The organism is uncultured Mesonia sp., assembly GCA_947499595.1.
Taxonomy (GTDB): Bacteria; Bacteroidota; Bacteroidia; order Flavobacteriales; family Flavobacteriaceae; genus Mesonia; species Mesonia sediminis.
On sequence record CANMOY010000004.1, the window covers coordinates 45,306 to 58,302 of the forward strand.

The window sequence follows — 12,997 nt, forward strand, 5'->3', positions numbered from 1 at the left end:
GCTTATTCAAAAGATTGCATTTCGACTAAATTTTTATAAACTCCTTGAGCAGCTAATAAATCTTGGTGTTTACCTTGCTCTACAATCTCGCCTTGTTTCATAACCACAATTAAATCGGCATTTTGAATGGTAGAAAGACGGTGTGCAATTACAATTGAGGTGCGATTTAGCATCATATTTTCTAGGGCTTTTTGTACCAACTGTTCGCTCTCGGTGTCTAGGGCAGATGTGGCTTCGTCTAAAATCATTATTGGCGGATTTTTAAGTACTGCCCTAGCAATAGAAAGTCGTTGTTTTTGGCCTCCGCTTAGTTTACCTCCAGCGTCACCAATATTGGTATGAATGCCTTCTGGTAGATCAGAAACAAATTCCCAAGCATTGGCAATTTTTAAAGCGGCAATTACTTCCTCTTCACTGGCATCAGGTTTGCCTAATGTAATATTGTTGTAAATACTATCATTAAATAAAATGGAGTCTTGGGTTACCATTCCCATTAATCCGCGTAAGCTCTTCTTTTGAATATTTTTAATATTCACTCCATCAACTAGAATTTCACCTTGATCAATATCATAAAAACGAGTGATTAAATTGGCTATGGTGCTTTTGCCACTTCCAGATTGACCCACTAAGGCTACTGTTTTACCTTTCTGTACCTCGAGATTAAAATTTTTGAGTACTTGTTTTTTATCATAACCAAAAGATAGGTTGTTGATTTGAATACCTTGATCAAAACTGTCTTTTTTAAGACTATTGGGTTGATCTTTTAAAATTGTATCATTTTCAATAATTTCCAAAACCCGATCTGCAGCAGCATTACCTCTTTTAACCGCATACGATGCTTTGCTAATGGCTTTGGCGGGAGTTAAAATATTGTATGCCAGCCCCATATAGGTTATAAAGGTTGCCCCGTCTAAATTACCATCTATAATCACCATTTTTCCGCCATACCAAAGTAAAATGGCAATAACAATAATACCTAAAAACTCACTGGTTGGTGAGGCTAGATTTTGTCTGTGCATGAGACTATTTGAAAAATTGTATAGCCTGTTGGTGGTATTTTCAAATTTGCTACCAAATCGCTCCTCAGCATTAAAGGCTTTTATGATTTTTAGTCCAGAAAGGGTTTCTTCTAAATTAGATAAAACTTGCCCACGCTCACGTTGTACATCATCTGATTTTTTCTTTAATTGCTTTCCGATTAACGAAATAATATAGCCTGAAAGAGGAATAAAGATAAAAACAAATAGCGTAAGTTGTGGGCTAAGCGCTAACATACCGATAATTGTAAATAAAATGGTTAACGGCTCTTTTACCACCAATTCAAGCATAGATAAAAAGCTACGTTGCACTTCTTCAACATCTGAGGTCATTCTTGCAATGGTATCTCCTTTTCTTTTTTCGCTATAAAAAGCTACGGGCATAGCTACAATTTTATGGTAAAGTTTGTTTTGTAAATCCCGTAAAACGCCGTTGCGCAAAAAGGCGATGAAATATAAACCGGCATAATTAAAAAGATTTTTAAGTAAAAACAGGCTAATAATGAGAATAACCAATACCGTTAACGTAGCCACCCCACCATTTTGTGCAGTGTAGGTGGTTATGAAGTAGTTGGAATAATTCTCGAAATAATCTGAAATATGCATTAAACCTTTATACTCTGGCTCATTGGTTACCCGCTCTGCATTAGAGAACATCACTTTTAACATAGGGATAAGTGATATCATAGAAAGAGTGCTAAACAGCGCATAAAAAATATTGCTTATAACATTTAAAAAAGCATATTTTTTATAGGGGAGCACAAAGGGAAAAATCTTTTTAATATAATTCATTACAATACTTAATCGTTAAGTCTAAAATAGGTTAGGGCTTGGGCTATTTTCTGCGTCAAAATTTCTTTTTGCTGATTATATTTATCTGCATCGGCCAAAGGAGTTTGTACGCTAATGTAGAACTTTATTTTTGGTTCTGTTCCGCTAGGTCTAGCCGCAATTTTTGTTCCGTCTTCTAAATAGAAAATCAAAACGTTACTTTTAGGAATGTCTAAAATACTCTTTTTATTTTGACTTAGGTCTAGTGCTGATGAGGTAGAATAGTCTTCGAGGCGAATTACATTGACTCCGTTAATTTCTTTTGGAGGATTGGCGCGCAAATCCTCCATCATTTGTTTGATTTCTTGAGCACCTGTAATTCCTTTTTTAACAAGCGAAACCAAGTGTTCTTGATACAAACCGTGCGTTGTATAGATACTTATCAATTGCTCGTAAATACTTTTGTTTTCATGCTTGGCCAGAGCAGCCATTTCACACATTAATAATGTGGCGCTCACCGCGTCTTTATCTCGAACAAAGTCGCCTACCATATAGCCAAAACTCTCTTCGCCACCACCAATAAATTTCTGTTCAGGGAAATCTTTAATCATTTTGGCAATCCACTTGAATCCGGTTAAACCTACTTTACATTCCACTTGGTAATGTTCAGCTAGTTTCTGCATAAGCGGAGTAGAAACAATGGTAGAGGCAATAAATTCATTTCCAATTAACTCGTGTTGCTGAGTGTATTGTTTTAAAAGAAAATTGGTCATTAGCACCATGCTTTGGTTACCGTTTAACAAGATCATTTTTCCTGTCTTATCTCGAATTCCAACTCCTAGGCGGTCACTATCTGGATCTGTACCAATTACGATATCTGCATTAACTTCCTCGGCCAATTCTAGTGCCATCTCTAGTGCCTCTGGTTCCTCTGGATTGGGAGATTTTACAGTAGGGAAATCGCCATTGGGAGTTGCTTGAGCCTCTACAATATGTAAATTTTCATAGCCTGCGCGTTTTAAAACTTCTGGTATAAGGGTAATTGAAGTACCGTGTAAACTAGTGAAAACAATACTTAATTCTTTTTTAGCTTTAGTTGGGGTATTAAAAGTTACTTTTTCTAGCACCGTATTGATGTAGGCTTCATCAAGGTTTTTACCTATATTTTGAATCAATTCGGGCTTTGGTTCAAAAACAATCTGGTCGTAGGTAAGTTGATTAATTTCGGCGATAATTTCTTGATCCTGCGGGGGAACCAGTTGACCGCCATCTTGCCAATATACCTTATAGCCATTGTATTCAGGCGGATTATGACTTGCAGTTAATACAATACCACAATGGCACTTTAAATGCTTTACGGTAAAAGAAAGTTCGGGTGTAGGTCTTAAATCTTCAAATAAATAAACCTCAATACCATTACCCGAAAAAACATCGGCAACTGTTTGTGCTAGACTTTGGCTGTTGTGCCGACAGTCATAGGCAATCGCAACTTTTAAGGCCTCATTAGGGAAGGTTTTTTTTAAATAGGCTGCTATTCCTTGGGTGTTTTTTCCCAGCGTATACCGATTTATCCGATTGGTACCTGGCCCCATAATACCGCGCATACCTCCTGTACCAAAGGCTAAATCTTTATAAAATGCGTCTTTAAGTTCTTCTGGGTTTTCATTTATTAAAGCTTGTACTTGTTGCTTTGTATTTTGATCAAATGGGCTATTTAGCCACACTTGTGCTTTTTGTTTAATTGCATCCATTCAACTTGTTGTTAAGTGTGTTTACAAAAGTAAATATTATTAAATAGGCTAGGGCCTTAATTTACAGTTTTACTGATTTTATAGCGTTTTTGATTTTTTTGCGTGCGTAAAATGAGTTCGCCTAAAAATCCGGCAAGGAAAAACAAACTACCTATTATCATAACGCTTAAAGCAATATAAAACCAAGGGTTTTGGGTAACCAAAATGTCTGGAATATTATGCCATAGTTTATAAATTTTAGCGGCTCCAATAATGAAGGCCGTTATAAATCCGATAAGGAACATAAGCACACCCATTGAGCCAAATAAATGCATAGGACGTTTACCAAATTTTGAAAAAAACCAAATGGTTATAAGGTCTAAAAAACCAAAAATAAAACGTTCTGCGCCAAATTTGGTAGAGCCGTACTTTCTCGCCTGGTGTTTAACTACCTTTTCACCAATATGAGAGAAACCTTGGTTTTTGGCCAGTAGCGGAATGTAGCGATGCATTTCGCCGTAAACCTCAATATTTTTAACCACTTCGCTTTTATAAGCTTTAAGTCCGCAATTAAAATCGTGTAAGCTTAAACCGCTAATTTTTCTGGCTGCGGCATTGAATAATTTAGAGGGAATGTTTTTGGTAAGCACATTGTCATATCGCCTTTTTTTCCATCCCGATACCAAATCATAACCTTCTTGGTTAATTAAAGAATACAGTTCTGGAATTTCCTCGGGGCTATCTTGCAAGTCTGCATCCATAGTAATTACTACTTCTCCTTTAGTCTTTAAAAATCCGGCATGCAATGCTTGAGATTTCCCGTAATTTTTTTGAAAATGTATAACCCGTACTCGAGAATCTTGACTTCCTAAAGCATCTAATATTTTACCTGATTGATCTTGACTGCCATCGTTGATAAAGATAACCTCAAAGCTAAATTGGTTAGCTTCGAGCACCTTAACCAGCCATTGATAAAGCTCGGGTATTGATTTTTCTTCGTTTAATAAAGGAATAACAATAGAAAGCTGCATAAATTATAAGTTGTCGGGTTATTTTTGTCTAAAAACAAGAGCAACAATTAATCCGATGATCGAGTAAAATACAATATTGGTAGCCAAGCCGATGGCTTGATTTTTTAAAGAGAATTGATTTTCTTGCTCCATACCGGCTATTGTCAAATCAATTTGTTCTTGAGTTGAACCAAATTTTGCCATGGTATCGGCCACTTGTTCTTTGCTAAATTCTACGATATAAGCCCCTGCCTCGGGATCAATAAGGTTAAAAATACTAAACTGTGTAAGGCTTTGTGCTACCAAGCCGATGATTACGCAAATAAAGTAGGCAGTAAAAGCTTTTCTGAATGAAAATATTTCGGTCGCAGCCGATTTACAAGCCTTTGTGGAGGCTACTCCAAATCCCACAAGGACAAAAAAGAGAATTAGACTTAAATACCATTTGGTAAACATTTCAACCGAAAGGGCATAAGCTAAACTAAAGATGAGTACTACGGCTAAAGCTAAATAAAGCCCATAATTGCTGGCAACTGATTTAAGATTAGTAGAATTTTGCATAGGAAAAAAAGGATTGATTTCTTTATAGGTGTACAAATATAGGAAAAGGTTACAGGGTTAGAATAAAAAGTTTATATTTGTAAAATAATTATTGGAAAAATATTGTTTTATTCTGATAATTGTTTAAATTTGCACCTCGAAAAAATCATAAGATTTAAAGTTTAAGAAGATGAAACAAGGAATACATCCCGAAAATTATAGACTTGTAGCTTTTAAAGATATGTCTAACGAAGAAGTCTTTATTACTAAGTCGACGGTAAAAACCAGAGAAACTATTGAAGTAGACGGTACAGAGTATCCGCTAGTGAAATTAGAGATTTCTAGAACTTCTCATCCATTTTATACTGGTAAGAAGAAATTAATTGATACCGCTGGACGTATAGATAAGTTCAAAAACAAATACGCGAAGTTTAAGAAAAACTAAACTTTGTTTGACACATATTTAAAGAGCCATATTCTACTAGAATTTGGCTTTTTTTTATGCCTAAGAATAAGCAATTAAATTTTTTTAAGGGTAGGGAGATGCTTCATATTTAAAAATAAAAAAAAGCCATTAGTTTTTACACTAATGGCTTTCTTTTAAAGGAATATAAGCTTAAGCTTTATTGATAATTTTGTTTAAAGTGCTGCTAGGTCTCATTTCTTCGTAAGTTCTCTTTACGTCTGGGAAATAGTAGCCATTGATATCAACTGGTTTACCTTGGGCATGGTTAAGCTCTTGCAGAATAACTGTTTCGTTAGCTTTTAACTCTTTGGCAATTCTTCCAAATTCTTTTTGTAGAGCTTCGTCTTCTTTTTGATTTGCCAAAGCTTCTGCCCAATACATAGCCAAATAGAAGTGTGAGCCTCTGTTGTCTAATTCATTTACCTTACGAGAAGGGGATTTTTTATTGTCTAAAAATTTATCGGTAGCTTCGTCTAGCGCCTTTGATAACACCAATGCTTTTTTGTTGTTAAAGGTTTTGCTAAGGTGTTCAAGAGAAACCGACAATGCTAAAAACTCTCCTAAAGAATCCCATCTTAAATGGCCTTCTTCTAAGAATTGTTGTACGTGTTTTGGAGCAGATCCGCCGGCACCGGTTTCAAATAAGCCGCCTCCATTCATCAAGGGTACAATTGAAAGCATTTTTGCGCTTGTTCCTAATTCTAAAATAGGGAACAAATCGGTTAGATAGTCTCGTAAAACATTTCCTGTTACCGAAATAGTATTTTCACCTCTTTTAACGCGCTCTAAAGTAAATTGAGTAGCTTCAGCGACATTCATTATACGGATGTCTATATCTGAGGTGTCATAATCTTTTAAGTAAGTTTCTACTTTTTTGATTAATTCGGCATCGTGGGCTCTATTTTTATCTAACCAGAAAACAGCTGGCCATTGGGTGTCTTTTGCACGCGAAACGGCAAGCTTTACCCAATCTTTAATAGGAGCATCTTTGGTTTGACACATTCTCCAGATATCACCTTCTTCTACTTCGTGAGCCAAAAGAGTTTCACCGTTCATTACGACTTTAACCGTTCCATTCGCTGGGATTTCGAAGGTTTTATCGTGAGAACCATACTCTTCTGCTTTTTGGGCCATTAAGCCAACATTGGGTACGGTACCCATAGTAGTCGGGTCAAAAGCTCCGTTTTCTTTAGAAAATTGAATGGTTGCTTCATATAAATCGGCGTAACTGCTATCTGGAATCACGGCTAAAGTATCTTGTGTTTTGCCTTCGGCATTCCACATTTGACCTGAAGTTCTTATCATAGCTGGCATTGAAGCGTCAATAATCACATCACTAGGTACGTGTAAGTTGGTAATGCCCTTATCTGAATCTACCATGGCTAAGGCGGGACCTTCGGCATAGGTTTCCTCAATTTTGGCATTTATTTTCTTTTGTAATTCTTCAGGTAGTGTATTGATTGCTCTAATCACATCACCAAAACCACTGGTTGTGTCGGCACCTGCTTTTTCCAGCTCTTCTCCAAACTCTTCGAATACATCGCTAAAAAACACTTTTACCGCGTGTCCAAAAATGATAGGGTCTGATACCTTCATCATGGTAGCTTTCATGTGTAAGGAGAACAATACGCCATCTTCCTTTGCAGTTTTTACCTGTTCTTTTAAAAACTGAATTAAAGCTTTTTTGCTTAGTACAGAAGCATCAATAACCTCACCTTTTAGAAGTTTGGTTTGAGGTTTTAATACCAGAACTTCGTTATTATCTTGATGTAATTCTATGCTAACCTCACCGGCTTGTTTTAGGGTAGTCGATTTTTCTGAGTTCCTAAAATCACCCGAGCTCATACTTGCTACGCGTGTTTTAGAATCTTTTGACCATTCTCCCATGCGGTGTGGGTTCTTTTTGGCATAATTTTTAACGGCTTGTGGTGCTCTACGATCTGAGTTTCCTTCGCGCAACACAGGGTTTACCGCACTACCTTTTACTTTATCATAGGTAGCTTTGATTTGCTTTTCTTTTTCATTTTGTGGCTCATCGGGATAATTTGGTAGGTTATAGCCCTTTGCCTGTAACTCTTTTATGGCAGCTTTTAATTGAGGAACCGAAGCACTAATGTTGGGTAATTTAATAATATTTGCTTCTGGCTTTTTTGCCAATTCACCTAATTCAGCCAAGGCATTGGGTACACGCTGGTCTTGTTTTAAAACTTCAGGAAAAACAGCTAGAATTCTAGCGGCCAAAGAAATGTCTTTGGTTTCTACATCTATACCAGAGGAAGCGGTGAAAGCTTCGATAATAGGTAATAGTGAATGCGTAGCTAAAAAAGGAGCTTCGTCTGTTTTGGTGTACATTATCTTGGGTTGGTCTGCCATAACTGTTTATTTTTAATTATTAAATGCATTTGCGCTACTCTTTTAAAGTCAGCACTAAAATCGGAGCAAATATAGTTAATTATACGCCTAATTTAAAGGATAAAAGTTTAGAAAAATTACAAAAAACAAAGCCTTTTTTCGCAAGAAAAAAGGCTTTGTTTTGTAATGTAAAAAAGGCTTATTTAGCTTTGTGCATACGCTCTTTAATACGTGCTTTTTTACCAGTAAGTTCTCTAAAGTAGAAAATTCTAGCTCTACGTACCTTACCTCTTTTGTTTACTTCAATTTTTTGAAGTGCAGGAAGGTTGATAGGGAAAATTCTTTCAACACCTACTGTACCACTCATTTTTCTAATGGTAAAAGTTTGTGAAGCTCCAGTTCCTTTTTTCTGAATTACCACACCTCTAAAGAACTGTGTACGGGTTTTCTGTCCCTCTTTGATTTCGTAGTAAACCGTGATTGTATCTCCCGCTTTAAATTCTGGGAAGTCTTTCTTGGTTACAAATTCGTCTTGAACAAATTTAATTAAAGATTCCATGTTTTTATGGTTTAAAATTTTTCTAATCAACATACACGTATTTCGCCAGAGGTTGTTTTAGAATTGCGTGCAAAAATAATTTTATTTTTTTAAATAACCAATTTTTATTGGTCTTTTAATAGGTCGGGTCTGCGTTCTTGGGTGCGTTCGTAGGCTTTTTTTTCTCTCCAGGCTTCTATTTTAGGAAAATTACCAGTTGTCAATATTTCGGGTACTTTCCAGCCTTTGTATTCAGCAGGGCGCGTATAGATGGGTGGAGCCAATAAGTTGTCTTGAAAAGAATCGGTTAGGGCAGAGGTCTCGTTTCCTAATACTCCAGGTATCAAGCGTATCACAGCGTCGCATAATACCGCTGCTCCTAATTCGCCACCAGAGAGAACATAATCACCAATAGAGATCTCGCGTGTGATGAAATGTTCACGAACGCGCTCGTCTACGCCTTTATAGTGCCCACATAAAATGATTATATTTTTTTTTAGCGAAAGCTGATTGGCTGTGCCTTGATTTAATGTTTTGCCATCGGGTGTCATATAAATCACTTCATCATAGTCGCGTTGTGATTTTAAATGACTAATGCATTTATCAATGGGTTCTATCATCATCACCATTCCTGCGCCGCCACCATATTGGTAATCATCTATCTGTTTGTAATTGTCACTAACGTAATCGCGCAGATTATGTAAATGGACAGCAACTAAACCTTTTTCTATGGCTCGTTTTAAAATGGAAGCCTCAAAGGGACTCTTGAGTAAATCCGGTACAACCGTGATGATGTCTATGCGCATGGCCGTTTCTTATGCTTTATTTCTGTTGATTTCATCTTGCAGTTGTCTGCCTAGACGCTGCTGTTTTTCTAGAGCTCTTTTTTTATAATCATCAAACTCAGCCTCGCATTCTTGTAGATTTTCCTTGGCTTCTCTCGTCGCTGCGTTACTGCTCTTGAATTTATAGATAAAAAACAATAAGATAATTAGTAGTACGAATACAACCCCCCACATAATGCTTTGATAAGTTGATTTATCGGTTGATATGCCTAAAAATTGTATGTTATTTTTCTCACTATTTACCAAGTCTAAATCTTCTTGGGTAGAAGATAAAGAATGATTTAGCTTCTCAATTCTATTTTGCTTAGCACTTAAACTGTCTTCAAGTTGTTGTATGTTTTTATTCAACCCATCGATCTTTACTTTTGTTTTCTTTTGAAGCTGAAGTAGTAAAGCGTGTTTAACAACTTTATATTCTTGGTAGTTATTGGCGTTTTCAATAAGTTCGCTGAACTGTTCATTAATAGTGGGTTCTTTTTGAACACTATCTTGAGCTCGTATTCCGCTTAAAGCGAAAAAACATAGCAAAAAGGTTACCGAGAGTTTAAGAATATTATTCATAAAAATTTTTCTTGCCAAAACGATTTATAATCGGCATTATTGTAATTAAAGTGGTATTTGTATTTATTTTAAACAAAAAAAGCAAACCAGTACTGAAGTACGGGTTTGCTTAATTTTAGTCTGCTGCCATTAATAATAGGTAAAACGTCTTACTTTGGCGATGTATTTTGCTAATCTGATTACCTGGTGACTATAACCGTATTCATTATCATACCAAATGTATAGAATGATGTTTTTTCCATCTTTATTTACGATTGTGGCGTTACTGTCGTAAATAGAGGGGGCCGATGATCCTATAATATCAGACGATACCAGCTCATTATCTATAGAATATTTTATTTGCTCTACCAAATTACCTTCTAAAGCATATTGCTTTAAAACATCATTAAGTTCTGTTAAGCTAGTGGCCTTGTTTATTTCTAAGTTTAAAATAGCTAATGAACCATTAGGAACTGGCACACGAATAGCATTAGAAGTTAGTTTACCTTCTAAGGCAGGTAGAGCTTTTGACACTGCTTTTCCGGCTCCTGTTTCGGTTATAACCATGTTCAAGGCAGCTGCTCGACCTCTTCGGTATTTTTTGTGCATGTTGTCTACCAAGTTTTGATCGTTGGTATAAGCATGAATAGTTTCTAAATGTCCGTGTTCTACACCAAAAGTGTCTTCAATTGCTTTAAGTACTGGGGTAATGGCGTTAGTAGTACAAGATGCGGCCGAGAAAATGTCAATTTCATCTGGATTGTGCTCCAACTCATTTACACCATGTACAATATTAGGAACTCCTTTGCCGGGAGCTGTTAATAGCACCTTGTCTGCACCTTTTGGTACCAAGTGTCTTTGTAAAGCTTCTTTATCTCTAAATGCTCCTGTGTTATCAATAACCAAAGCATTGTTGATTCCGTATTGGGTATAATCAATATCTTCTGGTTGGTTGGCACTTATAATATGAACGGTTGTTCCGTTTATAATCAAACTTTGGTTGGCTTCATCTACTTTTACTGTACCAGAAAAATCACCATGAACCGAATCGCTTTTTAAAAGTGAGGCTCTTTTCTCAAGAACGGTTTTATCAATTTTTCCTCTTACCACAATGGCTCTCAAGCGCAGTTGGCTACCTTTACCGGTTTTCATCATTAGTTCGCGAGCTAATAGCCTACCAATACGCCCAAATCCGTAAAGCACCACGTCTTTAGGTTCAAAGCCAGCAAATTCTTTTGCTTTAGCAAGTTTTTTTGATACAAATGATGTAGCGCTGTTGGCTTCATTTTTGTCTAATTGAAACTCGTAAGTGAGTTTGCCTATGTCTAATTTTGAGGCGGGAAGGTCTAAGTCTTTTATCGCTTTAGCAATCTCTACACTGTCAAAAATTGAAATTGGTTTTTGAACAAATTCTCCAGCGTATTCGTGCAAATAAAGAATTTCGCTAACGTTTTGATCTAATAATTGATTTTTAAAAAGAACAAGTTCTATCGATTTATCGTACCATAAATCATTTAATACTTTTATGAACTCTACTGTAGCCTTGCGTCTATCGGCCTGGAAAGCAAGTTCTTTCTCGTAAGTTGTTTGCTGACTCATTTTTGTTTTGTTGTGTTATGAAAATTAAAAGTCTGTGCAAAAATATACATTTAAATGTAATGGCATGTATAATAAACAAAAATCCTCTTTTAAAGCTAAAAGAGGATTTTATGTTTTTAATATAAACACCGATTAAAAATAATAGCTTTCTTCTCGGCCAAGACGGTCTTTAAAAGTTATTTTGGTTTTTTCGTTTTCGGCTTTGTTTTGAATTATTCTTTTAGCATCCTTCACGCTCGAAATCTTTTGATCGTCTATTCTGGTTATGATAAATTGGTCATCGGGAATATTAATGCGGTCGTTGAGTGTGCCTAATATTTTAACACCGTATTTTGCTTTAAAATACTGGAGGTACTCACTAGAGGCGTTACCAATCTCAATACCTGCTTTGATGATGCGTAATCGTTCAAACTCGGTTAGCTTTACTTCGGTTGTTTTTTCATTACCATTTCTAATAAAAGTAATGCTTACCACATCATTGGGTCTTTTAGTTTGAACATACGAAGTGAGATCTTCTAGTTTACGGACTCTTAAACCATCAATATTGGTAATTAAGTCGTCTTTTTTTAAACCGGCTTCTTTTGCACCATCAGAAACACCAGCTACATAAACCCCTTGCGAAATTTTAAGCTCATTTTCTTCTACCATATTGGGGTTGATAGTGGCTGCTTGTATGCCTAGTACGGCGTGTTTTACATTTCCATATTCAATTAGGTCTTCTACAATTTTCCTTGCGTTATTACTTGGTACAGCAAACCCATACCCTATATAACTGCCTGTTTGTGAAGTGATGGCCGTATTTATGCCAATGAGCTCGCCATTAATATTAACTAAAGCGCCACCGCTGTTACCTGGATTTATGGCAGCATCAGTTTGAATAAAAGAAGGTAAACCGGCTGTTTCGGCACCCAAATTTCTCCCTTTTGCACTTATAATTCCGGCTGTTACTGTAGAAGTTAAATTAAACGGATTACCAACAGCTAACACCCACTCGCCAATCTGGGTGTCATTACTATCGCCAAAAGTTAAATACTCTAAATCTTTGGCCTCAATTTTAAGTAAAGCGATGTCAGAGTTTGGTTCTGCACCAATGAGCTTTGCTTTGTAATTGCGATTGTTGTTAAGCGTTACCTCAATTTCAGAGGCATCTTTAATAACATGATAGTTGGTCACAATATAGCCGTCTTCGGTTATAATCACACCAGAACCAGCTCCTTGCACTGCTCGACCTCCTCGCATACCCCGCAGGTATTCTTGTATGGTTCTTGGTGCTCTTCCAATACTTACATTCTTTACGTGTACCACTGCGTGAACGGTTTTCTTGGCCGCCTGGGTAAAATCAGCGTCGCTGCTATTAAAATGCTTTACAAACTTAACTCCGGTATCTTGAGGCAGAGTATCTTCAATTTTTACTTTAGATTTTGAAACCGTTTGCTGGGCAACCTCGGTAACAGGTAAAAGATACTGTTGGTACAAGAATAAAGATATGCCGCTAGCCAAAACGGCAACTAAAAGTAATTGCAAGTTTCTTTTCATAATTCTTTTTATTTTAAAAATACGCTATAATTT

The 12,997-nt window shown here is 36.4% G+C and carries 11 protein-coding genes; 1 reads left to right on the forward strand and 10 read right to left on the reverse strand.

The genetic code is table 11. From position 1 onward, the window contains the following. Positions 1–2 precede the first annotated feature (2 nt). The 4 genes from ACH2AZ_RS05905 to ACH2AZ_RS05920 are packed head-to-tail and all read right to left on the reverse strand — an operon-like array spanning position 3 to position 5,109. The gene (locus ACH2AZ_RS05905) at positions 3–1,829 is read right to left on the reverse strand and encodes an ABC transporter ATP-binding protein (protein WP_394907077.1); all 1,827 of its coding nucleotides are present in this window, start codon (positions 1,827–1,829) and stop codon (positions 3–5) included. An 8-nt stretch (positions 1,830–1,837) separates the two neighbouring features. Next, a complete protein-coding gene (locus tag ACH2AZ_RS05910; RefSeq protein ID WP_394907078.1) occupies positions 1,838–3,559 on the reverse strand; it encodes a phospho-sugar mutase in 1,722 nt (573 codons plus the stop codon). 56 nt (positions 3,560–3,615) lie between these two features. Next, complete coding sequence (locus ACH2AZ_RS05915; RefSeq protein ID WP_394907079.1) at positions 3,616–4,569, reverse strand: glycosyltransferase family 2 protein; 954 nt, start codon at positions 4,567–4,569, stop codon at positions 3,616–3,618. An 18-nt stretch (positions 4,570–4,587) separates the two neighbouring features. Then, positions 4,588–5,109, reverse strand: coding sequence for a DUF4199 domain-containing protein (locus ACH2AZ_RS05920; protein ID WP_394907080.1), 522 nt, complete (start codon positions 5,107–5,109; stop codon positions 4,588–4,590). A gap of 169 nt (positions 5,110–5,278) precedes the next feature. Between ACH2AZ_RS05920 and ACH2AZ_RS05925 the strand changes: the two genes are divergently transcribed. Further along, a complete protein-coding gene (locus ACH2AZ_RS05925; RefSeq protein WP_147862803.1) occupies positions 5,279–5,533 on the forward strand; it encodes a type B 50S ribosomal protein L31 in 255 nt (84 codons plus the stop codon). A gap of 171 nt (positions 5,534–5,704) precedes the next feature. On the opposite strand, the gene ACH2AZ_RS05930 is transcribed toward ACH2AZ_RS05925, so the two are convergent. From ACH2AZ_RS05930 to ACH2AZ_RS05955, 6 genes are all read right to left on the reverse strand, one after another. Beyond that, on the reverse strand, positions 5,705–7,927 hold the full coding sequence (locus ACH2AZ_RS05930; RefSeq protein ID WP_379046055.1) for an NADP-dependent isocitrate dehydrogenase: 2,223 nt from the start codon (positions 7,925–7,927) through the stop codon (positions 5,705–5,707). A 178-nt stretch (positions 7,928–8,105) separates the two neighbouring features. Further along, positions 8,106–8,465, reverse strand: coding sequence for a 50S ribosomal protein L19 (gene rplS / locus ACH2AZ_RS05935; protein ID WP_147862801.1), 360 nt, complete (start codon positions 8,463–8,465; stop codon positions 8,106–8,108). Between the two features lie 104 nt (positions 8,466–8,569). Next, positions 8,570–9,250, reverse strand: a complete 681-nt coding sequence (gene trmD / locus ACH2AZ_RS05940) for a tRNA (guanosine(37)-N1)-methyltransferase TrmD (RefSeq protein WP_394907081.1) — start codon at positions 9,248–9,250, stop codon at positions 8,570–8,572. Between the two features lie 9 nt (positions 9,251–9,259). Beyond that, positions 9,260–9,850, reverse strand: coding sequence for a hypothetical protein (locus ACH2AZ_RS05945; RefSeq protein WP_394907082.1), 591 nt, complete (start codon positions 9,848–9,850; stop codon positions 9,260–9,262). A 129-nt stretch (positions 9,851–9,979) separates the two neighbouring features. Then, positions 9,980–11,428: a glyceraldehyde-3-phosphate dehydrogenase gene (locus ACH2AZ_RS05950; protein WP_394907083.1), complete on the reverse strand. Its 1,449-nt coding sequence runs from the start codon at positions 11,426–11,428 to the stop codon at positions 9,980–9,982. Between the two features lie 132 nt (positions 11,429–11,560). Then, positions 11,561–12,964 carry a S1C family serine protease gene (locus ACH2AZ_RS05955; protein WP_379046043.1) on the reverse strand — a complete coding sequence of 468 codons (1,404 nt, stop codon included), beginning with the start codon at positions 12,962–12,964 and terminating at the stop codon, positions 11,561–11,563. Between the last annotated feature and the right edge of the window lie 33 nt (positions 12,965–12,997).

Coding starts and splice junctions, on each gene's coding strand:
- trmD (WP_394907081.1), bottom strand. CDS start 9,250: ATGCGCATAGACATCATCACGGTTGTACCGGATTTACTCAAGAGTCCC.
- ACH2AZ_RS05925 (WP_147862803.1), top strand. CDS start 5,279: ATGAAACAAGGAATACATCCCGAAAATTATAGACTTGTAGCTTTTAAA.
- ACH2AZ_RS05905 (WP_394907077.1), bottom strand. CDS start 1,829: ATGAATTATATTAAAAAGATTTTTCCCTTTGTGCTCCCCTATAAAAAA.
- ACH2AZ_RS05955 (WP_379046043.1), bottom strand. CDS start 12,964: ATGAAAAGAAACTTGCAATTACTTTTAGTTGCCGTTTTGGCTAGCGGC.
- ACH2AZ_RS05945 (WP_394907082.1), bottom strand. CDS start 9,850: ATGAATAATATTCTTAAACTCTCGGTAACCTTTTTGCTATGTTTTTTC.
- rplS (WP_147862801.1), bottom strand. CDS start 8,465: ATGGAATCTTTAATTAAATTTGTTCAAGACGAATTTGTAACCAAGAAA.
- ACH2AZ_RS05920 (WP_394907080.1), bottom strand. CDS start 5,109: ATGCAAAATTCTACTAATCTTAAATCAGTTGCCAGCAATTATGGGCTT.
- ACH2AZ_RS05930 (WP_379046055.1), bottom strand. CDS start 7,927: ATGGCAGACCAACCCAAGATAATGTACACCAAAACAGACGAAGCTCCT.
- ACH2AZ_RS05915 (WP_394907079.1), bottom strand. CDS start 4,569: ATGCAGCTTTCTATTGTTATTCCTTTATTAAACGAAGAAAAATCAATA.
- ACH2AZ_RS05950 (WP_394907083.1), bottom strand. CDS start 11,428: ATGAGTCAGCAAACAACTTACGAGAAAGAACTTGCTTTCCAGGCCGAT.
- ACH2AZ_RS05910 (WP_394907078.1), bottom strand. CDS start 3,559: ATGGATGCAATTAAACAAAAAGCACAAGTGTGGCTAAATAGCCCATTT.